This is a genomic window from Caballeronia mineralivorans PML1(12) (genome assembly GCF_001028175.1).
In the GTDB taxonomy this organism is placed as follows: Bacteria; Pseudomonadota; Gammaproteobacteria; order Burkholderiales; family Burkholderiaceae; genus Caballeronia; species Caballeronia mineralivorans.
Window position 1 is genome coordinate 1 of sequence record NZ_AEJF01000080.1, and the last position, 23822, is coordinate 23822.

General features: G+C 60.3%; 21 protein-coding genes. 8 read left to right on the forward strand and 13 right to left on the reverse strand.

Annotated elements, in window-relative coordinates:
- Nucleotides 1-712: 712 nt before the first annotated feature.
- The 4 genes from EOS_RS12085 to EOS_RS12100 all read right to left on the reverse strand — a co-directional run bounded on the left by EOS_RS12085 (nt 713) and on the right by EOS_RS12100 (nt 5149).
- Nucleotides 713-2266 (reverse strand): amino acid ABC transporter permease/ATP-binding protein, encoded by a 1554-nt coding sequence (locus EOS_RS12085; RefSeq protein ID WP_047846884.1) that lies wholly within the window; start codon nt 2264-2266, stop codon nt 713-715.
- A 47-nt stretch (nt 2267-2313) separates the two neighbouring features.
- Nucleotides 2314-3159 carry a transporter substrate-binding domain-containing protein gene (locus tag EOS_RS12090; RefSeq protein ID WP_053063848.1) on the reverse strand — a complete coding sequence of 282 codons (846 nt, stop codon included), beginning with the start codon at nt 3157-3159 and terminating at the stop codon, nt 2314-2316.
- 64 nt (nt 3160-3223) lie between these two features.
- The gene (locus EOS_RS12095) at nt 3224-4285 is read right to left on the reverse strand and encodes an isopenicillin N synthase family dioxygenase (protein WP_047846885.1); all 1062 of its coding nucleotides are present in this window, start codon (nt 4283-4285) and stop codon (nt 3224-3226) included.
- Nucleotides 4286-4303: 18 nt separating this feature from the next.
- Nucleotides 4304-5149 carry a sugar phosphate isomerase/epimerase family protein gene (locus EOS_RS12100; RefSeq protein WP_047846886.1) on the reverse strand — a complete coding sequence of 282 codons (846 nt, stop codon included), beginning with the start codon at nt 5147-5149 and terminating at the stop codon, nt 4304-4306.
- Nucleotides 5150-5534: 385 nt separating this feature from the next.
- Here EOS_RS12100 and EOS_RS12105 point away from each other — a divergent pair, with 385 nt between their 5' ends.
- The 5 genes from EOS_RS12105 to EOS_RS12120 all read left to right on the forward strand — a co-directional run bounded on the left by EOS_RS12105 (nt 5535) and on the right by EOS_RS12120 (nt 9611).
- Nucleotides 5535-6695 carry a GNAT family N-acetyltransferase gene (locus EOS_RS12105; RefSeq protein ID WP_160312481.1) on the forward strand — a complete coding sequence of 387 codons (1161 nt, stop codon included), beginning with the start codon at nt 5535-5537 and terminating at the stop codon, nt 6693-6695.
- A gap of 186 nt (nt 6696-6881) precedes the next feature.
- Nucleotides 6882-7025, forward strand: a complete 144-nt coding sequence (locus EOS_RS47005; RefSeq protein ID WP_160312482.1) for a hypothetical protein — start codon at nt 6882-6884, stop codon at nt 7023-7025.
- 79 nt (nt 7026-7104) lie between these two features.
- Nucleotides 7105-8652, forward strand: a complete 1548-nt coding sequence (locus EOS_RS12110) for an FAD-binding oxidoreductase (RefSeq protein ID WP_047846887.1) — start codon at nt 7105-7107, stop codon at nt 8650-8652.
- The gene (locus EOS_RS12115) at nt 8652-9062 is read left to right on the forward strand and encodes a hypothetical protein (protein ID WP_053063849.1); all 411 of its coding nucleotides are present in this window, start codon (nt 8652-8654) and stop codon (nt 9060-9062) included. Before EOS_RS12110 ends, EOS_RS12115 begins: the two co-directional genes overlap by 1 nt.
- 261 nt (nt 9063-9323) lie before the next feature.
- The gene (locus tag EOS_RS12120; protein WP_053063850.1) at nt 9324-9611 is read left to right on the forward strand and encodes a hypothetical protein; all 288 of its coding nucleotides are present in this window, start codon (nt 9324-9326) and stop codon (nt 9609-9611) included.
- A 165-nt stretch (nt 9612-9776) separates the two neighbouring features.
- Here the strand turns inward: EOS_RS12120 and EOS_RS12125 are convergent, their stop codons facing one another.
- The 7 genes from EOS_RS12125 to EOS_RS12155 all read right to left on the reverse strand — a co-directional run bounded on the left by EOS_RS12125 (nt 9777) and on the right by EOS_RS12155 (nt 18306).
- Entirely contained in the window at nt 9777-10568 is a 792-nt protein-coding gene (locus tag EOS_RS12125; protein WP_063779077.1) for a TenA family transcriptional regulator, read from the reverse strand.
- Nucleotides 10569-10950: 382 nt separating this feature from the next.
- The gene (locus EOS_RS12130; RefSeq protein ID WP_047846888.1) at nt 10951-11211 is read right to left on the reverse strand and encodes a hypothetical protein; all 261 of its coding nucleotides are present in this window, start codon (nt 11209-11211) and stop codon (nt 10951-10953) included.
- A gap of 133 nt (nt 11212-11344) precedes the next feature.
- A complete protein-coding gene (locus EOS_RS12135; RefSeq protein ID WP_047846889.1) occupies nt 11345-11989 on the reverse strand; it encodes a response regulator in 645 nt (214 codons plus the stop codon).
- Nucleotides 11986-14016 (reverse strand): hybrid sensor histidine kinase/response regulator, encoded by a 2031-nt coding sequence (locus tag EOS_RS12140; RefSeq protein ID WP_047846890.1) that lies wholly within the window; start codon nt 14014-14016, stop codon nt 11986-11988. Before EOS_RS12140 ends, EOS_RS12135 begins: the two co-directional genes overlap by 4 nt.
- The gene (locus EOS_RS12145) at nt 14013-16157 is read right to left on the reverse strand and encodes an ATP-binding protein (protein WP_047846891.1); all 2145 of its coding nucleotides are present in this window, start codon (nt 16155-16157) and stop codon (nt 14013-14015) included. Before EOS_RS12145 ends, EOS_RS12140 begins: the two co-directional genes overlap by 4 nt.
- A 318-nt stretch (nt 16158-16475) precedes the next feature.
- Entirely contained in the window at nt 16476-16784 is a 309-nt protein-coding gene (locus EOS_RS12150; protein WP_047846892.1) for a hypothetical protein, read from the reverse strand.
- Nucleotides 16785-16965: 181 nt separating this feature from the next.
- Complete coding sequence (locus EOS_RS12155) at nt 16966-18306, reverse strand: MFS transporter (protein ID WP_047846893.1); 1341 nt, start codon at nt 18304-18306, stop codon at nt 16966-16968.
- Nucleotides 18307-18795: 489 nt separating this feature from the next.
- Here EOS_RS12155 and EOS_RS12160 point away from each other — a divergent pair, with 489 nt between their 5' ends.
- Nucleotides 18796-19746, forward strand: a complete 951-nt coding sequence (locus EOS_RS12160; protein WP_053063851.1) for a type 2 periplasmic-binding domain-containing protein — start codon at nt 18796-18798, stop codon at nt 19744-19746.
- Between the two features lie 9 nt (nt 19747-19755).
- Here the strand turns inward: EOS_RS12160 and EOS_RS12165 are convergent, their stop codons facing one another.
- The gene (locus EOS_RS12165; protein ID WP_047846894.1) at nt 19756-20490 is read right to left on the reverse strand and encodes an OmpW/AlkL family protein; all 735 of its coding nucleotides are present in this window, start codon (nt 20488-20490) and stop codon (nt 19756-19758) included.
- A gap of 193 nt (nt 20491-20683) precedes the next feature.
- Nucleotides 20684-21598: a LysR family transcriptional regulator gene (locus EOS_RS12170; protein WP_047846895.1), complete on the reverse strand. Its 915-nt coding sequence runs from the start codon at nt 21596-21598 to the stop codon at nt 20684-20686.
- A 235-nt stretch (nt 21599-21833) separates the two neighbouring features.
- Here EOS_RS12170 and EOS_RS12175 point away from each other — a divergent pair, with 235 nt between their 5' ends.
- Entirely contained in the window at nt 21834-22583 is a 750-nt protein-coding gene (locus EOS_RS12175; RefSeq protein ID WP_047846896.1) for an SDR family NAD(P)-dependent oxidoreductase, read from the forward strand.
- Between the two features lie 362 nt (nt 22584-22945).
- Nucleotides 22946-23800: a helix-turn-helix domain-containing protein gene (locus tag EOS_RS12180; protein WP_047846897.1), complete on the forward strand. Its 855-nt coding sequence runs from the start codon at nt 22946-22948 to the stop codon at nt 23798-23800.
- Nucleotides 23801-23822: the final 22 nt, after the last annotated feature.

Here is a 23822-nt window from a genome sequence, read left to right on the forward strand (position 1 = left end):
TATTAGCCACTGTGCGTGGCGGCACTTCATTTCTTTTGCCGACGGCGAAAAAGAAACAGAAGCAAAGAAAACGCCTCCCAACAATCGGCTAGTTAGTGTCCCTAGCGTGCAGGCTCGGAGTTTTTGGCACCTGATAGCACGGTGCTCGCCAGACTCACCGATGTTTGAAGCCCGACCTCTCCGAACACAGATACCCACACGCTTCGCCACCAGTGACTGAACCTGCCCAAGGGACACCCCGCGCTATCCGCGTACAACCACCCCGAGAAAGAAGCATGCAGTCCACGTAGCCAACTCACCACGAAATGAGGCAACCAGCACACGTCAGGCCGCGCTGGTCCGTGGCTCATAGTGCTTGCCCGAGAGCGTTGGGGGCGAAGCGTGTTCGTGTCAGGATTCGCGAGAAGGAGGGGTTCACACATCGGTGATGTCTGGCGAGCACCGTGCTATCAGGTGCCAGAAACTTCTAGCCTGCACGCTAGGGACACTAACTTGCCGATTGTTGGAACGCGTTTCTTTGCTTCGTTTCTTTGCTTCGTTTCTTTGCGCGTTTGCAGAAATGACGCGCCGCCACGCGCAGTGGCTAACAGTGATAAAGAAATCAGCTAACTTAAACCGACCACAAGCCTGAGCAGCAGCAACCCGGCACCAACCCCGACCACTACCCTAAAACCACCAAAACCCCAACCCCGTCCACCGGCGCGAGCGAAAATTAATCTGCGAATGAAACTCCCCGGTCCACTGCTGCACCCTCCCTCGTCACGCCAATGAAGCGCCGCACCCGCTCGGCGCCATCCTGATGCCGTATTGCCTCGGGCGGCGCATCCAGCTCAACAACACCGTTCTCCATAAAAACGATCCGGTCGGAAATCGACATCGCGAAGTCCATCTCGTGCGTGACGATAACCATCGTCATGCCTTCCTTCGCAAGCTCGCCAATAACATTAAGCACATCGCCAACCAGTTCCGGATCGAGCGCCGACGTAGGCTCGTCAAACAGCATGATGGCCGGGTCCATCGCCAGCGCCCGCGCAATCGCCACACGTTGCTGCTGCCCACCCGAAAGCTGATGCGGATACTTGTACGCGTGCGCAAGCAGACCCACCTTGTCGAGCAATGCCAGCGAACGTGCAGTAACATCCGCCCGCTTGCCGCGGCCGTGATAATGCGGCGCGAGCGTCACGTTCTCCAGAATGGTGCGGTGCGGGAATAAATTGAAGCTCTGGAACACCATGCCGATGTGCCGCACACCATCGCGCACGCGCCGGATGTTAGGCTTGTCGGCGGCGGAGATAAAGGCCTTGCCGAACAAGATGATCTCGCCCTGGTCCATGGGTTCAAGCGCATTGATCGTGCGGATCAACGAGGTCTTTCCCGAGCCGGACGGCCCGATCACCGCAATGACTTCCCCCGCCTTCACCTCCAGATCGATACCCTTCAGCACCTCATGCTCGCCGTAGCGCTTATGCACATTCTTGAGCACCAACGCATGCGGTGCCCCCCTGCCGTCAGGCCCCGCAGCTGGCGGTGCGACAGGCACGAGCCGCGTGCGCAGCGCCGCTATCTGCTCGGCCCCAAGCGTTTCAGGCTTGCGCTTGGACAGGTCGAGACGACGCTCGACATACTGCAACAGCCAGCCGAAGACCGTGACGATCAGCACGTAATAGATGGCGATTGCCGACAAGGTCTCCATCACCAGGAAGTTCTGCGAATACAAACGCTGCCCGACCAGCAACAACTCGCTCAGCGATATCACCGAGACCAGCGACGTCAGCTTCACGCAGGTAATGAACTCGTTGATAAGTGTCGGCAACGCAATGCGAAGCGCCTGTGGAATGACGATCGACCGCTGCAGACCAAACGCGCGAATGCCTAACGCAGCGCCCGCCTCATGCTGGCCCTTGGCCACGGACAACAATCCACCGCGATGTATCTCCGCCATATAAGCCGTTTCCGTCAGCGCCAAAGCAACAAAACCGGAGAAGAACGGATGCGACAGCGCAACGCCGCTAGCGGGAATCAGCTGCGGCAGGTTGTAGACGAACACAACCAAAACCAGCAGCGGGACGCTACGGAAAAACCAGATGTACACCGAGGCCGGTACGGAAAGCCAGCGCGACTTCGACAGCTTGGCTGACGCAAGCAGAAAGCCCAGTATCAAGCCTGTCAGCCACGACAGCGCGCTGAGTTCCACCACGGTCACGCAGGCCTGCCAGAAGGCCGGCACCGCGAATAGCGACAGCAGATAAGTGAAGTCGTAGTGCATGAGTCTCTCTCGCTAGACGCGGTGCGCGGGTCGGGTATCGCCCCAGGTCAGGACGACTTGGCGGGCGGCATGGACAGGTTGTATTTCTTGAGCATCGCCTCGTACTCGCCGTTTTTCTTCAACGCATCGAAAGCCTTGGTAATGGTGTCGTAGAGCGCCTTGTCATCCTTTCTCACATAGATGCCCAGCGTCTGCGGATAGATCAGTTGCGGCGATTGCACCACCACCACGCGTCCCGACGATTTCGCAGCCAGCGCGTGAGCGGCACCGGCAATTTCCATCTGCGCCTGCACGTTATTCGAGAGCAGCGCCTGCAACACTTCCGGCGCCGACGGATACTCGCTGACCGTGATCTCGCCCTTACCGTTCGCCTTGCAATAGTCCGTCGACAACGCCTGAAGTTGTTTAACCCAGGTCGTGCCTTGCTCGAGGCCCACATGCAGTCCGCACAACTCTTCGGGCATCTTCGGTTTGACCGTGCTGCTCGCGGCCACCATGATTGCCGCCGAGGTCTGCGCGTAGGGAATCGCCTGGGCCTGCGCCACGCGCTCAGGCGTGACGTACATGCCGGAGATAACCGCATCGTAGTGACGTGCGTTCAGGCCGAGGATAAGGCCCGAAAAACGGGTATCGACGAAGCTCGCGCTCGCTCCGAACTGCTTGGCAAGCGCCCGCGAAAAATCGGGATCCGAGCCCACCACTTTGTCGCCGTCGTAGGACTCGAACGGCGGGTAGGTAATCTCCATGCCAACCTTGAACTGGCCGGGCGTCAACGTAACGGCGGCCGGCGTCTGTGCAAACGCGCCGTTCATGGCAGATGCGCCGGCGACGGCGGCGATGGCGGCAGTCGCGGCTGCGATCAGGAAGCGCTTGGTGTCCGGCTTGAAAATCATCGTGTGACTCCGCTCGAAGAAGGGTGGTGGTGTTGAAGAACGTACTTAGGCGCCAAGCCGGAGATCAGCCCGGCTGCCCCGCTTTTTTAAGGTGCCCGAAACTGGATGGCTTGCGCGCTTTCGTCGGCAGCGTCGCGCGTCCTTCCGCCACACGCTGGCGCAGGTACGTGTAGGTTTGCAGCGCCTGCCCATACATGTGTTCGCCAATAGCCAGCTCCTCATACTCGTCGCCCTCTTTTGCAAAGGCCGGCAGCGGTTTGATGAGCGTGTGGTAGTCGCATGCGTAGAACAGCGGGAACGAGTAGCGCTCTTCGCGCACGGTCCGCACGCGGTGGGCGGTGGCCACGAACGCGCCGGCCGTCATCACTTCCAGCATGTCGCCGATATTCACCACGAACGTACCCGGCAGCGGCGGTGTATCGATCCATTCGCCAAGACCGTTCATGACCTCGAGGCCGGGTGCGTCGGCTTGCAGGATCGTGAAGCATTCGTAGTCGGTGTGCGCGCCAATGCCGGGCGCATCCTGTGCGGCGCCGTCGAAGGGATAGTGGATCAGGCGCAGCTTCGAAGGCGGCCGCGTGACCAGTGAATCGAAGTGATCTTCCGGCAGGCCCAGTGCGAGCGCGAAGCCATGGAACAGGACTCGTCCAAGGGCGAACACCTGCTGGTAATAACGCTGCACAGCCGGCTTGAAACCGTCCAGCGCGGGCCAGTGGTTCGGTCCGAGCAACGGGGTCCCGGCGAGAACCAGCGGATCGTCGGCGGGCACTTCAAAGCCGACGTCGAACGCTTCCTTGTGATCGGGCTTGCCTTTGGCGTACACCTCTTCACCCTCGGGCACGAATCCCTTGTGGGTATCCGACGCGCCGATGTAATGCTCCATCTTCTTCTCGAACGGCTGCCTGAAATAATCCTTGGCCGCTTGTCTCAGGCCATCGATGACAGCGGGCTCGATACCGTGACCGGAGATGTACAGGAAACCGACATTGCGGGCGGCTCGCCCAAGCTGGTTCGCTACTGCCTGACGGTCAGCCAGCTTGTCGCTAAACAGGCCCGAGATGTCGAGCACCGGGATCGATGTGAAATTCTTTTCCGGCGCAGCTTCGCCGGCGTGGTTCGCTTGCATCGCGCATTACTCCTGGGGTCAGTGCGGGTCCATGATCTGACTAAAATGCTGGCGCTCCGCGTGCACCATCCACTCGTTGAGCTGAGACAGATCGGCGACCGGAACATCGGTGAACGGCAGATGATGCAGGTAGCCATCCCGTCCGAACTCGGGTGTGAGCGTCGTGGTTCGATAGCCGCGCGCCACTTGCGAGCGCCAGATGGCAGCCCAGTGATGCTGGTGAAAAGCGAGCGGCAATGAATATTCGGCAGCGGCGGGATGCGGCACCTGCGGACCCTGGTCATAACCAACGCGTGCCTGGATGTGATGCACGCGTTCGATGAACGGCATGAGGTCGTCCTCACTGTCATCGAGCAAGCGTTCACATACGACGACCCAATGACTGATGTCGCTGGTGAAGCGCAATCCGGGCACTTGCTGGATCAGGTCGAGCGTGACCCACGGGCTATACAAGGATCGCGCCCTATGTGTTTCGAAGCTGCAAAACTGCTCGTGTTGGGCGGCGAGCTCCAGCGCATTGCCGAAGAACTCGACCTGTTGCGCGAGCGGCCAACGGTCATTGCCGGCCAGCACGTTGATAAAACGCGGCGACAGATCGGCAGCCGTTCCGAGCTTGCGATCCAGGTCCTCCAGATGCTGTGCGGGCGTGGCGCGCTGGTCGGGTAGCACGGCGTTGTCGGTGAAGACAATCGCGATGTAATCGAGCTCGTGTTCCTTCAGGTCCCGCGCAAGCGTTGCACGCTCGTCCGCCGTCAGCGGCAGGCGCGCCTCGACACCGGCAAGGCCGGCCGCGCGGACGTCGCTAAACGTAGTGCGCCGGTCGCCCTGATGGCCCCAAAGCGAGCGAAAGATGTCCAGTTGCATTGGCAGAGTTTGATCGTGGGGACCGGCACCGCGCCGTTCTTGTGAAGGCAATGTTGCACACAGCGTAGGCGGTAAAAAATCCTGAAAACAAAACAATTAGTTTTGAAATTCCTAAACTAAGGTTTGCCCCGATACGCCCCTGCCGGTTTCCACCGCGCGTCCAGTTCGAACGCTCTGATCGTTTTCTTCATACGATTGTGCGCTGTCGAACATCTCCTGCGGCCTGCAGCCGGCACCATGGGACTTGTCAGTCCGTGTTCTGCCCTCCGTTTTGGCTTCCCGACAACTTGCTGGTCCGGCTATGCGAGCCGCCGGCGCGACAGCCAGACAGCAACGACTCTTTCCTCGGGACACTATGATCCACGCAAACTCTCAGTTTGAAATCGTGAGCGACGAAGACGGCTTTCGGGCTTTACAGCGCGAATGGGACGATCTCTGGTCGAGCGCACACGGCCAGTACGGCCAGGCTTTCAGCGTGTGCTGGCTAGTCTGGCAACATGCGGCCAAGCCTCGCGGCAGAAGGCTCTGCTGCATCGTGCATCGTGAGGACGGGCGGCTAGTCATGGTCTGGCCCCTCGTGACTTACCGGCGGCTCCTGTGGACTTATCTTTGCCCGCTGAGCCCGGAAGCCGGCGACTACACCAGGGTGCTCGTGACCGACGGCCCGTCCGCGCCCGCCCTGATTGCCGGCGCGTGGCGGACGGCGCTGCGGGGTTGCGGCGCCGATTTCATCAAGTTGCCATACTTGAACGAAGGCTCTGAACTGCACGCTATCGCTTCGCGGGAACGCCATGTGATGATCGCGTCCCACACCGTCGCTGCGTTCGCGAACCTCCGTGACGAGACCGATTGGGACACGTACTGCAAGACGCTGGGCACAATGAGCGGGAAAAAACCCGGAGCGCTCGAGCGCCGCTTCTCCAAGGAAGGACAACTAGTGGTACGCCTGACGGAGCCCGGCAACGCCCAGGAAAACGCGGCGCTGGTCGACTGGATTCTGGCGCGCAAACGCACATGGGGCGATCGGGTCGGTAAAAGGGGCGAGTGGCTCGATTCGCCGCACTACCGGGACTTTCTCGTCAATTTGCTCTGCCCGGCGGACGGTCGCGCCATGGCACGCTTGTTCGTAGTCACCCTGGATGGCGCGCCGGTTGCGGCCACGGTTGTCGGTGTGGGCAAGACCTGCGTCGACGGCCTCATTGCCAGTTTCGACCCCCTGTACGCCAAGTTCGGCCCTGGCTCGATCGTCGTTGAGCACGTCATCAAATGGGCATTCGATCAACGCTTGAACGTCGAGTTCGGTGTGGGCACCGAACGTTTCAAGGCCTATTGGAGCCGCAACAACATTACCGGGGCGTGGAGCGTGCAGTTTGCCAATTCGCCCTGGGGCGTGCTGGCGTTTCGCGGCAAAAAGGCTGCCCGTGCACTTGCCACTCGCGTGGCCCAATTAGTCGGCTTGATCACCGGGCAGAAACGGGACGCTTCGCCTTCCCCCTCCGACCCAAGCGGTGAACACGCACTCGATCTCCCCCTGAATCCGTCTTGAGGGTTATTGGCATCGAAAGGATTGTCATATGTTCCTTCAATGCTGCAAGTGCACAACATCAAACACTGCCCACTTCGCGATCAAGGGAATATTCTGTCGTGATGATCCGTTTAGTTCATGAGCGCCGCACAGCCTTATCGTCATCGCCGTCGCTGCGCGCTCGTCCTGAACCCATGGGGAAACCAAATGAACTTCAAACGTGTTGCATCGATGTTGCTGGCCGTACTGACCGTCTCGCTCGCCGTCTCACTGTCCGGATGTCAAACCGCCGACGGGACAAGCGTGGCCTCGGGGTCGAGCTCGGGTGGCAGCAGCAGCGGCGGTTATTGATCGAACCGATTAAATCCATCGCGTCGATGAACGTATTCCGGGCGCCGGGACCGTGAGCGGTCCGCCACGTCCGCCCGGGATGCCGGAGTCCGATTTCCAGCAGGCACTCGCTGCATTCAGGGCGATCGCCGGCCAAAACGCCGTTCTTTCAGGAGACGGCGCGGCGCAGCCGTATCTGGATCCTTTCGCGCCTGGCGACGCGCGCGCTCATGAAGCGTCGGCCATTGTGATGGTGTCGAATGTCGAGCAGCTTCGCGCGGTGCTCGGCGTGGCGAACCGGTATCGCGTGCCGCTATGGAGCGTATCGACCGGACGCAACTTCGCCTATGGCGGCGCAGCGCCACGTCTCAAAGGATGCGTCGTGCTGGACTTGCAGCGCATGAATCGCGTCATCGAGATCAACGAGACGCTCGGTTATGCGCTGGTCGAACCGGGTGTCAGCTACTACGATCTTTATCAAGCCCTGCAAGCGCGGGACATCAAGTTGTGGCTCGACCCGCCGGCCGCCGGTTGGGGCAGCGTGATCGGCAATACGCTGGAGCGCGGCTTCGGCACGACGGCGTATGGCGATCACGCTGCCATGCAGTGCGGGATGGAAGTGATGCTGGCGAACGGCGAGATCGTACGCACCGGCATGGGCGCCATGAACGGCAATCAGGACTGGCAGGTGTTCAAGGCGGGTTTCGGTCCGTCTTACGACTCCATGTTCATGCAGTCGAACTTCGGCATTGTCACGAAGCTCGGACTCTGGCTGATGCCGAAACCCGAGGGCTACATGTTGTGCCGTTATACGTTCAGGCACGACGCCGATCTGGAGAGTATTGTCGAGACGCTGCGGCCTTTGAAACTCGACGACACGATACAAAGCAACGCCGTCATCGAAAGTGCAGTGCGCTGGGCCGCCGGTGTGTCGACACGCAAGCAGTGGTACGACGGTCCGGGCGCGATGCCCGATGCGGCCATCGAGACCATGACGCGCAAGATCGGCATCGGCCGCTGGAATCTTCGCTTCTGCCTGTATGGTCCCGAAGCGCTGGTGAAGGCACGTCGCGATGTCATCCGCCAGCGGTTTTCGTCTATACAGGACGCAGAGCTGATCGAGCTGCCCTACACTCATGCCAGCGTCGAACCGAAAGGCGGCGGCGATCGCAGTCAGGTCGGCATTCCCAATCTCGACGCATTCAACTTGCTCAACTGGCGCGGCGGCGCCGGCGCGCACATCGACTTTTCGCCCGTCTGTCCGCCGCTTGGCCGCGACGCGGTCCGGCAATATCGAATGATCAGGGATCGGGCGGCGTCATATGGTTTCGATTATTACGGCGGTTTTACCGCAGGCCCACGCAGCATGCATCACATCTTTGCGGCCATCTTCAATCGCGACGATCCGGCGCAAGCGCGCGGCGCAGGCGACTTGCTCAAGACGTTGATCAACGACTTCGGCGCTGCGGGTTATGCTCAATACAGGACGCACCTCGCATTCATGGACTTGGCCGCCTCCCAGTATGACTTCAACAATCACGCGTTGATGCGCATGAGCGAAACCATCAAGGAAGCACTCGATCCGAACGGCATCCTGTCGCCGGGGAAACAAGGCATCTGGCCTAAGAGAATCACGGAGCGCGACTGATGAAAACCGGCCGGCGTGATTTCCTGGCAGCCGCGTCGCTCGCAGCGGCAAGTGCGCGAGTGTTATGGCCTGCGCGGGCAATGGCGCAATCGGGCGAGCAAGCAGCGCGTGCCAACTCGCTCATCATCGTCTTCGATGAACGGCTAGCCGACAGCCGCGCTTTTGCTTTCAGATCGCGCACGATGGGTGCGCGCGTTGTGCCGCTTCGAAACGATATCGGCGAGTTGTGGTTTCAACGCCTGATGCCCTTGGCCGCGTCGCCCGGTAATACGATCGCCGGACTGACACGGCACGCCGACGCGTTCCTGCTGACTTGCTTCGCGCAAAGCTCCGGCATGCGGGCTACACAACGAACCGCCGGCGCGCATGCGGGAGCAGACACGCTCGTCATGTGGCGGCTCGATCGCTAATTTGACCACTACAGGAGCGCGATTCGACACCCGAGCGCGATTGGCGCAAAAGGGCTCGACGTTGTCCGTCGAATGACTGTCCAGCAAGCTAGCAATCAGGCATCAAGCCCCGTTGCGGTGCGGTTTTATGAGCGCGAACGCACCCCTATTTCAGCAGCCCGCTTATTGTTGTGATGTACCGCACACATCGGAAGGTATTCCCGTTGGTCGCATTATTCGTCGCCGATACACTTTGACTAGATCGTAAAACCGGGGAAGGCGATGGATCCCATCACGGGCTTCATGCTATACGGCGTCTGCGCAATAATAGTCGCCGCGATTGCAGGCAAGAGAGGTTTGAGCTGGAGTGCGTATCTGCTCGTCATCCTGCCATTGGGGCCGGCGATCGCGATCGTCATGCCGCTCGTCACGCAGGGTCTGGCGAATAGTCTGGTGACAACGACACTCGCTTTTTGCGTGCCGCTGGCGGGGTTGTTGGTGGCTCTGTGCAGCAAGGGACAGAAGCCGCTGACTACAGGGACCGAGTCACGCGAGCAGAAAGGCGCGTGAGCGTATAAGCGAGTGGTGTCGCAACGACGTCCGCCTGGCCGCTAGCGGTGCGACGCATCGAACGCGATGCATCGGCCGGTCGCACGCAGATTGCGGCCGACAACAAAAACGGCACCTGTCATTCGTCGACAGGCGCCGTTATTCAACGAGTGAGACCAGGCTAGGTCAAGCCGCCACCGGCTCCTCCTCCACTGCGCGCACTGTCACCTTTTCCGCCGGCGTTCCGTAGGCGTAGTCGAGTGTCATGCGCATATAGTCGTAGCTCTTGCGAATGGCGGCGCGGATCTTGTTGATCTGCTCCACCGTCGGATTCGTACCCAGTAGCGTAGCCACGATTTCCAGCGCCACCCACGGGTGCTCGTCATCGTAATGGGCATGCACTTTGAGCCAGCGCATGGCCGACTTGCGAATGGGCTCCGGGAACGTCATTGCGTACGTTTCTTCAGAGCATACAAAACACGAGAAGTCACCCGTTGCACCTTCCACGGCATAGTTCGTTGCCGCCACCGCCACCGCCAGTTCATCGGTCAAACTGACGTGTCCGCACCAGTGCGCGAGTGCGTGCATCTCGCTCGGCACTTCTTGCGTCAGCAAGTCGTCGAGTTCGAGGCCGCTCGCACCTGCCCATTGGAGCCAGTGCTTGGCATGCATGTTCTCGACCCGGATGTTCTGGATCAGATAAGAGCGTGCCATCCCTTCGCCCTGCGAATGGCCGAAGCGGGCCTTCATGAGGTTCGATGCCATGAACTGCGGAAACTGCTCGATGACGGGGAAAAAGCCGATAAGAAAGCGTTGTGTGCTTTCGAGGTCGAGGGTCGCGTCTTTCATCGCCTTGCACAACGGATGATAGACAACCTTGCGCTTTGCTTCCTCGCAATCCTTGACGACGTTTTGGAGCCATTGCGGATAGCTGGCGATGTTCTTGAGTTCGCCGGTACGGGTGAAGTCGGTTTTCATCGGATGATCTCTCACAGGAATGGGTTTCAGGGTTGAGTCACGACACGCTGCGGGGCAGGCCGGATCAACTCGCCATCGTGACGCTTCGCAAGCTTCGGCGAGCAAAAGCATTTCCTATATGCAGGCGCACACATTTCCCGGAACATTTAATCAAATCGATTTCTTCAGACAACATCGCGCAGCGGCGTCCTTTGTTCGACACGCAACAGTGCCGTAGTCCGGGAGCGTGGGCCCATCAATAGTATGAGGGATAAAAACGTTCGGAATCCAGAATGAAGGACGCTGATGCGTTTCGTTGAGGTGCTTATCGGCGCGTGCACTGAAGAGTGCGGACGCGCATGTTTTCGCTAGATTTTGGCGGATAAGAACGATACGTGTCTGTTCAAGCGGCCAGCCGCTCGATACTCATGGCGGGGCGCACGGCTTCGGCCGGATAGATGTGCCAGGCGCCGTCGTCGTGGCGAAAGAAATAGAGCGTGAAGGAGTGCGTCGTGAAGTCGGCTGCGCGTTCTACCTCGATGCACACGCACCGTCTGCGCCTGGAACGAATCCGATGAATCGAGCGCACGCGAAGAGGCACGGCGTGCGCCGCGCCAAGCCATTTCTCAACCAGTACGCGCAAAGACTGCTCCACCGCAACCATATATGACTCTCCGTGGTTCGTCATCCTGTCCAACCGTGCCCATAAGACCATGCTAGGAGCTTCACAAGACCTTGTCCGTCGGGAGAAGTAGATTGTGGCTTCAGGAGCGGCTGGTTTTCTTGTCGGAATTTCCCTACGACCGCTCTTGTTCGGAGCTCAAACCATGTTTGATCGCATAGCGAATCAGTTCGGCGTTGTTGTCGAGACCGAGTTTTTGCATGAGACGCATCTTGTGCGTGCTGATGGTCTTCGCACTGAGCACCAGCACCTCGGCGATGGCGTTGATGCTCTTGCCCGCAGCCAGCAGATGCAGCACCTGGAACTCACGGTCGGACAGGATCTCATGCGGCGCGGCATCGTTGGAATGGGTGTCGAAGACCATGACATCGATCAGCTTCGGATCGATGAACCGGCCGCCACCGGAAAGCTTGCGAATAGCGGCAAGAATGATGTCAGGATCGCTGTCCTTCGTGACATAACCGGTTGCGCCGGCACGCACGGCACGCGCGACGACCTGCGCTTCGTTGTGGATACTCAGCACCAGGATGGGTAGCACCGGCTGTTCGGTGCGCACACGCCGGATCAGGTCGACGCCGCTGATGCCGGGCATCGTCATGTCCAGCAGCAACAGGTCGACTTGGCACGTGCGCAGCTTCTCGATCGCCTCGGCGCCCTGCGCCGCTTCGCCTGCAACCACAATGTCCGTCGTCGTCGCAATGATCTGCTTTAATCCGCCACGCACGATCGCGTGGTCGTCGGCAATCAGGATCTTGATCATGAGCGTGGCCCGTCGTCCAACGGGACGTGAATCGAAACGACCGTGCCCGTCTCGGGCGAGCTGTCGATCCGCAGCGATCCGCCAATCAGCCGTGCGCGCTCGCTCATGCCAAGCAATCCGTATGAATAACCCATGCTCGCTGCTGCCGGATCGAAACCGCAACCGTCGTCGCTGACGTGGAGATCAAGCACCGCGTTGCTGCTGGTCAACGTCACGTCCACCCGTGACGCGCCCGCATGGCGCGCGACGTTGGTCAGCGACGCCTGCACGATACGAAACACGGCAGTGGCATGGGCATCGTCAAGAACGGGTTCGCCGCCATTGATCCACAACTGGCAGGCCACGCCCTTGCGGCGGCCGAAGTCTTCCACCAGCCACTCCAGCGCCGACACAATGCCGAAGTTGAGCGCGGCGGGCCTAAGATGACTGGCCACGTTGCGCACCATCCAGATGGTCTTTTCAACCAGTTCGCGCATCTCGTCGGCTTTCTTCGAGGCGTCCGAATCACCGGTAAGGCGCATCTTGAGCAGCGAAACGTCCATTTTCAGGGCGGTCAGCAACTGCCCGAGTTCGTCATGAATTTCCATCGCAATGCGTTTTCTCTCTTCTTCGCGAATCGCTTCCATGTAGGCAGACAATTCGCGCAATTGTTCGCGCGACTCCAGCAGCTCGTGCTCGATGCCCTTGCGCTCCGTAACGTCCTGAATCGTCCCGACCACCTTGAGTGGCTGCGTCGCGGCGCCGGGCATGGCCTCGGCCTGGAACTGGACGATTCGCACTACACCGTCCGCTCCTCTTACGCGGCAATCGAGACTGTACGGCCGCTGCTCGGCCAGCAACGCGCGTACAGCACGCCGCACCAGCACCCGGTCGTCACGATGCACGGCCGCAAGAAAGCTCCGGTAATCCGGTCGCGAACCATCTGGCGCCAACCCGAGGATCCGGTACATTTCGTCGGACCAATGGATCACGCCGCCTGTGGTGTCCCACTCCCAGTCACCGAGCCTCGCAAGCCGCTGCGCGTTGGCAAGGCTCGCTTCGCTCGCGCGCAATTTCACCTCGGCCTGCTTGCGCGCCGTGACGTCGTTGAGACCGACATAGATGGCCGGTGCGTCGTCGAAAGTCGCAACCCGTGCGGTAAGCATCGCCCAGAACGTGGTACCGTCGGGCCGCTTGAAATTGACTTCGGTGTTGCGAAAACTTCCTTCTGTGCGCAGATACTGCACCAGCCTTTCGCGCGTGGCGGGGTTCACATAGAAGTCGACAACATGAAGGATCGTGTCCGTGTGCATGGGCAAACCGAACAATTCGCGAAACGGCTCGTTCATGTAGAGCAGCGTTCCATCGGGCATCGACGTGATGCAAAACGGCAGCGGACTCGTCTCCACAATGGTGCGGAACCGCGCCTCGCTCGACAGCAACTTCGCTTCGGCGCGCCTGCGCTCCTCTATCTCCAGCCGCAGGCTTGCATTCGCCCGCGCCAGTTCCGCGGTGCGCAGCACGACACGCGCCTCGAGTTCGTCGCGCGCACGGGACAGCGCCGCTTCGGCCTGCTGGCGCACGCTCACCTCGTTCGACAATTGCCGGTTCTGTGCGACAAGCTGCTTGTGCATGGCGCGCAGCGACAGATGTGTGCCGATGCGCGCCATCATTTCGTCGATCTGGACAGGCTTCGTCACGTAGTCGGCGCCGCCCGCGGCGAAACCTTCGATCAGGTCCTCGATGCCGGTGAGCGACGTCATGAAGATCACCGAAATATCGCGCGTCTGCTCGTTCATCTTGAGCTGGCGGCAGGTTTCGAAACCGTCGATGCCGCCGGGCATCTTCACATCGAGCAGAATGAGATCCGGCTGCGAAAACCGCGCGCGTTCGAGCGCTTCCACTCCATCGAGCGCGACCAGCACGCGAAAGCCCTGGTCCGCGAGACTGTCGACCACGAGGCTGAGATTGGCCGGCATGTCATCGACAATGAGAATTGCCGGCGGCTCGCTCATACCGGCGCCCGGGTTCGCATTGAACTCGCTCATGGCGCAGGCCTCGCGTCAAGATGCTGCTCCACAAGCAAGAGGATCGCTTTCGACTGATAGCCCTTCGCCAGATCACGCAGTTGTGTCGCAAATGGTTCGTAGTCCGCATCGAGCGCCGCAACACGGTCGGCCCACAACACGATATCCCGCATGTTGCCGAGCCGCGCAAGACGATGCAGCTCGTCCATCTCCCCCGCCGGCACGGCAAGCACATCGGGTTGCGCGGGGTGCATGTCCGTCGCTGCATAGGTCCACTCGAGCTCAAGCAACGCAGCAATCCAGGCCAGCAGCCGGTCGAACTCGACCGGCTTGGGGAGAAATGCATTCACCCCGGCCGCGCGGCTCTTTTTCTCGTCACTGCCGGAAGGGCTCGCGGTCACCACGATGATCGGCAGATCGGCGAAGCCCGGCGTCTGACGCAACCGCCGCGTGGCTTCGAGCCCGTCCATGCCGGGCATCACGATATCCGTGACGATCAACGCCGGCCGCTCGCTTTGAGCCTTGGCCAGTCCCTCGAGGCCGCTCGCCGCCTCGACGGTCTCGAAGCCCAGCCGGTTCAGCAACTCGGCAATCACCGTGCGATTGACGGCCACGTCGTCGATGATCAGCACCTTCCTGCGCGGCCCCTCGTAGCCGGTTGCGACATGTGTGACAGGCTGGCGAGACATGCCGAGCGGCAGCATCGTGGCGGGCGCCAGTTCGAACCAGAAGGTACTGCCCTGCCCGACCCGGCTCTCGACGTGGATCTCGCTTCCCATCGCCCGCAAAAACTCCCGGCTGATTGCAAGCCCGAGCCCGGTGCCCTCGGCGCGGCGCTCCGGACTGCCGACCTGCTCGAAGGGTTCGAAGACCGTTCCCAGTTGGTCCGGGGGAATGCCGATTCCAGTGTCGTGCACGTTGAACCGCACCGCGCCGGAAAGCGTGCGCGTGACCAGCAGGCTTACCCTGCCCCGATCGGTGAATTTGACGGCGTTCGCGAGCAGGTTGAACAGCACCTGCCGCAGCCGTCGCGGGTCGGCACGCACACCGTCGGGCACGTCGGACGCGATCTCGCAGACGCATTCAAGCTGCTTCTCCTCCGCCTTCACGCCGATGATCTCGCGAATCACATCCACGAGGCCCGGCAAGGCCACGTCGCCGATCTCCAGCCGCAGCTTGCCCGCCTCAATCCTCGCGAAGTCGAGCGTGTCGTCGATCAGCGTCAGCAGATGTTCGCCGCTGCGCTGGATGACGGCCACGCCGGCGTGTTGCCGTTCGTTCAGCGCACTGTCGCGCTGCAGGATCTGCGCATAGCCCAGGATGCCGTTCAGCGGCGTACGTAATTCGTGGCTCATGTTGGCGAGGAATTCGCCCTTCGCCCGGTTCGCCGCTTCGGCCGAACGCAGCGCTTCGCGTTGCGCCGCGGCGGCGCGTTCGTCGAGATAGGCGGTGTGCAGACGCGTGCCCATTGAATGAAACGCGGCGACTACGCGATCGAGTTCGTCGGCCCGGCGGGGCTGGCGACGTTGCAGGCTGAACGGCCGGGGCGCTTCGCGAAAGTCGTAACGGCCGACCAGCCGCGCGATGGCGGCAAGGTGCCGCGTGACGAGCCGCGAGAAAATATAGATGATGAAGAGCGCGACGAGAAACGTGTTGGCGGCCTGGCTCACCAGGATCACGAGCGCGGTTTGCGCCAGGGCGCGATAGAGATCGGAGAGCGTCGCTTCAACGTATAAGGTGCCGATCTTCCGTTCCGCACCGTGGATGTGATAAGAAATCGGAAATTCACGCGACACGACCGCGTCGCTCATGCGCTTGCCGGCGGTCACCACCAGCGGCGAGGCGATCGTGCCGGACTCGCGTACCTCGGCGGCGCGAATGTCGGCGAGACGAAGCATGCCCTCCAGTTCGAGTTGAAGCTGCTGCCGGTCAAGCCGCCACAAACCCTCGCTGAGACTGTCGCGATAGCTCCGGTCGATATCCGACAGCCGGCTCTGGATAAGTGTGATCCCGCGCTCGTAGTCGCCGTAGAGTTGAAGCGCGGTCAGCAGCAGCGTAACCACGCAACTGAACAGGAGGACAGTCGCGAGGAGCCGCAGGAGCACGCTGTGGCGAAAGCGGCCCAGCGATCCGCACAGCGCGCTGAACGTGTTGAGAACCATATCCCCCCGCGAATGCCCTGATCCTCGTTTTCGCCAATCTGCACTCGGTGCGTAACGGCGGTTATCGTGAGCTCACTGGGGACGACACGCTGTCGCCTCCCGTCGATATAGATCTTTTATGTGAGCAGACCAGAGCCGCGCCTCGTCGCACGCGCCCCTTATAGCCCGTTAAAGACTGGGACCCCGATGGCGGGAGACGACGGCTTCAATGCGTTTTTTTCATCAGCACGTCGACAGACAGTTGGCGTACATCGAACGGATTGCGCCGAGCTTTCAAATTCATTCCAATTCGCCCCGGCAACAACGATCAATGCGAACCTAACCGTTTGCGGCAATATGGAACGGGCCGAACGAATTGCCGAGAATCTCGTCGATACAATCGGCCAGATCGCACAGCACACCCGAATCTTCGCCATCGAGCGTTTCCGCGTGGTATTTCCGCAGTTCCCACATGGTGTCCGCCAGGCGCCTGATCGATACGGGACCGCTATTGATCAGGGGCCAGCAATGCATCAGGTACGCGAGCGGAATGACGTTCCTGTTCTCACACCATGAATCGAACAAGCGCAGGCAGATAGTGTGGATATGCTCCACAGCATTCTCGCGCTCGGATAGATACGGAATCATGGCGGCTAACCGGTAAGGCCATTTCGATCGTCAAATTCTAGGCTCGCGACCGGGCTCCCGCAGTCAGGAAACGCGGAAAATGGGCATGGGCGTATGCTGATTCGGCTGTAGGGAAATCCTTATATGCCGATGCACGCCCGGAGTGGCAACGAAGGGCAGGCCATGCCCATGGCTCAGACGCTTAAGCGCGTCGTCCCGAGCCTTGTTCGACGAGAGGATCCGGCGCGTTCTCCAGAGCGGTGTCGTGACGAAGCAGGAGGACGGCTGCAACGCCGACCAGCCCCGCCCCTGCCAGACAGAGCAATCCGGCGGCGAAGCTGCCGGTACTGTCCTTGATCCACCCCATGGCATAGGGTCCGAAGAACCCCGCCAGATTGCCCAGTGAGTTCACCGCGGCAATGCCGCCCGCTGCGGCCGCTCCAGAAAGAAAGGCGGCGGGCAGCGTCCAGATCACCGGCAGGCAGCCGAATATGCCAAAGCCGGCAATCGATAGCGCGATCATCTTCAGCACCGGATCGTCCAGTGCCGTCGATGCCGCGATTCCACCGGCCGCCACCAGCAGCGGGACGGCCACATGCCACTTGCGCTCGAGCTTGCGGTCGGAGCGACGCCCCCACAAGACCATGCCAAACGCACCGACAATGTAAGGCAGCGACGTCACGAGGCCGGTCTGGACATTACCGAGGCCGAAGCCTTTGACAATCTGCGGCAGGAAGAAACTCAGACCGTAGTTCGTCGCGTTAGCGCCGAAGTAGATGAGTGCCACTGCGAGAACCCGCGGATTGAACAAGGCTTCCCGCACGCCGAAGGTGCGCACGGCCTCGCGCTGCGCGCGCTCCTGGGCTTGCCGGTTCACGAGCCAGTCGCGCTCCTCGGCCGCAAGCCAGGTCGCGTCCGCCGGTTTATCGGTGAGATAAAACAGGACCACGAACGACAAAAACAGAGCCGGTAGCGCTTCGATGAGATAGACCCACTGCCAGCCCGCCAGACTGGCGAGTTTATCCAGGTTCAGCAGCGCGCCGGAGATGGGTGCGCCAATGACAGTCGATAACGGGATGGCTACCATGAAGTAACCGACCACGCGAGCGCGATAGGCCGCTGGATACCACAGAGTCAGGAAGAAGATGATGCCCGGGAAGAATCCCGCTTCGGCAATGCCGAGCAACACCCGCAGGGTGTAGAACACGTGCGCCGCCGAGAGGCCTGTCAACAGCGAGATATCGGGGATGAACGCCATCGCGCCGGCGAGGATGCCCCAGGTGAACATGATCCGCGCAATCCATCGGCGCGCGCCGAACCTCTCCAGCAGCAGGTTGGACGGCACCTCGAAGAAAAAATAAGCGATGAAGAAAATCCCGGCACCGAAGCCGTACGCACTTGAGGAAAACCCGAGGTCCTTATTCATCTGCAACGCGGCAAAACCGACGTTGACACGGTCCAGGTACGCTATGAAATAACAGAGGATCAGGAACGGGACGAGCCGCTTCGTCACGCGTGCCAAAGTACGGTTTTCAAGTTCCACTGGCCTTCCCCTAAGTCAGAGTTTTAAAACATCGATTTTGGGACGAGTGTTCATTTCTCTTTGCCGTGGCAAGCATAGTGCTCCTGAGACGAAGCGGAAAGTAGTATGTGCCCGTGGGACTCTGGTTAATGCTGACAAGGTGCAAGGCGGGCTGCCGCAGAATCGGCCGAATCGACCGAAAAATGCCTCGGAATCCGGAAGAATTGTCCGCGGGTGATAACGTATGAAAGACCCTGCGCATCCGTTTTGGTACTGGCACGACGTTGGACCTCCTGACATTCGGCAACCGGAAATTGCCCGGCAGCGCCTCAGAGCAAGCCCTGATTCTATTGATCGCGCAGTGTGTCTATCGTAGGATTCGGTCCGCTTCGCGACAGCACCCTCAAGCCCATCCCCCTGCGGCCCCCAATCACGCACGCCACGTCGATTTGAATTTCAGGAGCGCACCGCGCTCGAACCCAGTTGGAGGTCCCCGTCAGGGGAAAGCACATGCGAAGGGATTGGACTGCCGGCATTCGTGCTCTTGCTTATGCCTTGTTGCTGACGAGCGTGGCCAGCCTTTCATTGACCGGTGCCGCCGAGGCTCAGACCCGCAATCCGGAGCCTGCCGCCCCGGCTGCGCCCATGCATATCCGCATCCTTCGCGTGCCCGATGAAGTCGTTCGGGAGAGGCGCTGGGACTTCCTGATCGCAGCGCTGGATCATACGATCTCCACGTACGGACCGTACGTTATCGACGCATACTCCGCGCCGATGTCGACGCAGCGCGAAGTCGAGGAGGTCATATCGGGTCGCCTGATGAATGTGATCGCAAGCGATTGCGGTCATCCGGACCTCAACGCGCAGACCCTTCCGATTGCCATTCCTATCGATAAAGGCTTACTCGGTTATCGGGTTTCGCTGATCCGGCGCGATCAGCAGGCGAGGATCAACCAGGTCAACGACATCCAGGGCCTTCGTCTCCTGAGTATCGGACAAGCTCAGGACTGGGGCGATGTGCCCGTGTACCGGTACAACGGGATTCCCTTGGTTACGACGAGCCACTATGACCTCCTGTTCCCCATGCTGGCTCACCGCCGATTCGATCTGTTCCCGCGCGGTGTTCTCGAGATCACGCCCGAACTCATTTCGTTCCAGGCCCAGTACCCCGACATGGCGATCGAAACCCATCTGTTGATCCGGTACTCGTATGCGCAATTCTTCTACGTCAACAAGTCTTACCCGTTGATCGCGCAACGCATTAAAGACGGGCTGGAGGAAATGCGGAAGGACGGTAGCTTTGAAACCCTCTTCCAGAAGAATTTTGCGCGGGCCGTGGCCGACCTGCATCTGGAACGGCGCGTTCTGATCGACTTGAAAAATCCATTCCTTCCCGACTGGGTGCCGGTCGAGCGCAAGGAACTCTGGCTCGATCCGGTCACGGTCAGCAGGCCCGGTTAAAACCGCGGGTTAAAACTTATACCCCACGGAAACAAACGAGACGATGGGGTTGAGTTTGATCTTGGTACTGCTGGTCACCGTCCCAAGTTTCGACTGAGTCGTCAGCGTGGCACGCGTCGAAAGCCACATATACGAAAGCGAGGCGTCAACCGACCAACGCTTGCTGAGGTTATAAGAAAGCCCGGCGTTGATGACCGGTGCAAACGAACTGCTCAGCTTGACCGTTGTCGGTCCTTCCAGGGCGGTCCCATAGGTTGAGGAGTACAGGAAACTGCCGCTCGACATCGCTGAACTCAACTTCACTCCGCTATACCAGACATAGGCTGCGCCAGCGCCAAGATAGGGCCGAAGGTTGCTCTGCGCGTTATTGAAGTAATACTTGAGGAGCAAGGTCGGGCTCCATTCATACGCCGTCCCGATCTGTCCAAGTGAAGCGAGCGATCCGCTGCCGGCCAAATTGAACTTTGGCGGCGCGCCGAGCACGGCAGTGGCGGCGATGTGGTCGGTAATGAAATAAGTCGCCGTGAGACCGAACGTGTCCGCGTTGTCGACGGATGCCCCGGTGCCGGTCTCCGTCGTGCTCGTGCCCAGGGCGCTGACCGTAAGCGGCTTGCTCGACTGCTGCGGCGCGAGATGAAACCAGCCAAGGTTCGCGACTACATCCCCCGCGCTCTGCGCGTGCGCAGCCGTACTGATCAACAACGCGGCCATCACCTTCATCACGCCCAATGCTCGTGTCTGCATCCTCATATCTCCTCCGTTTTTTTATCCGACCCTGTCAGTGGATCTGGAAGAGATTCTATGCGAACGATCGTGCGAATCATTCTCTCAACGGTGGAGAAATACTTCTGGAATCTGGTAAGGATCCGAAACCTGACCTGTCCGCAATTAAGGGAGCACGGCGTTTTTACCGGCTTGCCGACACAGCGAAACGCACCTACGCCCCCGCTATCGTTCCGGACAACTCAAAACGTTGCGCCACCCATTCGATAAACACTCTCAATCGATTGCTCACATGCCGGTTAGGCGGATACACGACGTAGAACGGGTACGGAGCCGGCCGCCAATCCTGAAGGATCGGCACGAGGTCACCCGAAGCAATATGCGCCCGCGCCGTGTACAAGAATGTGTGGATGATCCCGAGTCCAGCGAGTCCGGCCGCGAAATGCGCGTTGCTCTCATTCACGCCCACGGCATGCGGCACGACGATTTCAAACTTCTCTTCGCCACGCGCAAACGGCATCGGCATGGGGCGGCCGGTGCGAGTCGAAAGATAGTTGACGACTGAATGACCGGACTCGAGATCCCGCGGATGAAGCGGAACGCCGTGCTTGTCGAGATAAGCCGGTGTAGCGCACGTCACCCACTGCGCGTGACCGATCTGTCGCGCGACCAGCGACAAGTCGGTCAGCACACCGCCTCGGATCACGCAATCCACATTGTCGCTAATGAGGTCCACGTGACGGTCGCTCACACCGAAGTCGATACGAATGTCGGGATAGCGTGCGAGAAAATCGGGCAGCGCCGGGATGATCGCGAGACTCGCCAACGACGCGCCGATATCCACGCGCAAATGGCCTCGCGGCTTGTTTTGCGCGGCACGAAAACCTGTGTCGATATCGTCGAGTTCCTGCAGCAGCGGCACAGTCTTCTGATAATAAGCAGCGCCGTCGGCAGTCACCGTCACGCGCCGCGTCGTGCGTAACAAGAGCTTCACGCCCAGATGCGCTTCCAGCGTCTGAATCAGCTTGCTCACGGTCGCATGCGGCATCTGCAGGGAATCGGCCGCCTTGGTGAAAGTGCCGGCCTCTACCACCCTGGCAAAGGCCCGGATCGCCTGTAGCTGATTCATCGCGTTCCTCGCTATGGATTATTCAGACCATTTCGCGCGGCCATGGCATGACCTGATCTCGCGCGTTCATTATCCACGCCTGTGGATAAAGCATTCGCGCTTAGCCACTTTTTCTGCTGATTCCACGGCCGTACAGTGACCTCCTGGTGGCCTCATCACGGGCCTTCTTGGCGGCCTTATCAGCCCTCGGCGGCCTGGCAAAATCCTGGCGCCGCCTCACTTATCGGGAAACATCATGACGCGCAAACTGGAAGGCAAAATAGCATTGATCACCGGCGGTACGACGGGCATAGGACTAGCGTCGGCACAGGAGTTCGCCGCGCAGGGAGCCAAGGTTTTCATCACCGGGCGCAGGCAGGCAGAACTCGATGCGGCCGTTGCGGCCATCGGCGACAACGCGATCGGCATTCGCAGCGATGTCTCGAAGCTCGACGATCTCGACCGCGTCTATGCGGACATCGCGGCCAAGGCGGGTCATCTCGACATCGTGTTCGCGAACGCAGGCAGCGGCGACATGCAGCCGCTCGGCTCCATCACCGAAGAGCATTTCGACCGCATCTTCTCGATCAACGTGAAAGGTTTGCTGTTCACCGTGCAAAAGGCCTTGCCTCTGATGAAAGATGGCGGCTCGGTGATTCTTACTTCATCGACTACGTCGATCCAGGGCACGGAAAACTTCAGCGTCTATAGCGCCAGCAAAGCGGCGGTTCGCAACTTCGCACGGTCGTGGCTGCTCGACCTGAAGGCTCGCCGCATCCGCGTGAACGCGCTCAGCCCCGGCCCGGTTCGCACGCCCGGTCTTGGCGGGCTCGTGCCGGCGGAACATCAAGACGGCCTGTTCGCCCACCTCGCCACGCTCGTCCCGATGGGGCGTCTCGGCGAGCCCGGTGAGATTGCCAAGGCAGCAGCATTCCTGGCATCGGACGACAGCAGCTTTGTGAACGGCATCGAACTGTTCGTGGACGGCGGCGCCGCGCAGATCTGAGCGGACTTTCACGCGCCCGGACGGACCCGCGCCCTATCCACCTCAAGCGTCGAGTCTCATCAAATGAGACTCGACGCTTGGACAAGAAGTGGACATTCGTTCGCCAAGTATCCAACCGACGGCTTCATGCCGCTATCCGATGCTAGCGAACGTTTGCTTGTCGTCGAATCAAATAGCGGCACACATTGGACCCGTCGTTCGCGACCGGTAACAACGCCCACGCCCTTGCGAAAACTGCGTTTATCTTCTCAAGAGTTTTTCGAACAAGCCCCCTCTTACGCCTACAATACCCCCCGATCCATCCCGAATGCCGCGTCACTGTCTTCGCATCCGCCACGCGCTTTTACCGGTCCACAGGCAGCATGGTCACTGAAACCTCATCCTCCGATTCCCTCGCGGTCGCCCAGCGCGTACGCGACCTGATGAATCGCCATGGCATTGGCAAGCGGCAGCAGACCGCCGAGCTTTGCCGCATCCTCGACCTCAGTTTCTCGCAGGGGCATCGCAAGCTGCGCGGCAACAGCCCGTGGACACTTGCGCAGATTCGCCGGGTGGCCGAAGCTTTCGACGAACCCGCGTTGCAACTCTTCGATGCGAAGAACGCCGATGTCGACGACACCGAAGGCACCGCCCACGACGCCATCCTCGTGCTTGGCGCTATCGAAATTCCGTGTGTTGCGTGGATTGGCGAAGCGCTCGATCCGGGCAGCCGCCCGGATTTCATCGCACAAAACATGAATGGCCGCTGGCTCGTGACGACGCACGAAGGGGTGCTGCTGCACGCCGCTCACGATGTCCACAAGATCGAGATCCAGCCTCGCCGCACGGACATGGACAAACCGCTGATCGCGGTCGTGGACGACGATCAGACGTCCGCCGACAATCTGCACGATTATCTCGAACGCAGCGGTTTTACGGCCGTCGCGTTGTATGGTCTGGAAGGCTTTGCACAGGCGCTGCAGACGCAGGTTTTCGACGCGGTGGTGATCGACTGGCTGTTCGGCGCGCACACATCCGCCGACGCCATCCGTGCCGTGCGCAACTCGGACAATCCGGATGCCCCCATCTTCGTATTGACAGGCGAACTGACGACCGGCAAGGCAAGCGAGTCGGAAATCAGCGACGTCATCCAGCGCTACAACGTCACGTGTTTCGAGAAACCGGCGCGCATGGCGATCCTCGTAGCCGACCTTTCGAAGCGCTTGCTGCGCGCCTGATTTTCACCGATTCTCAACGCCT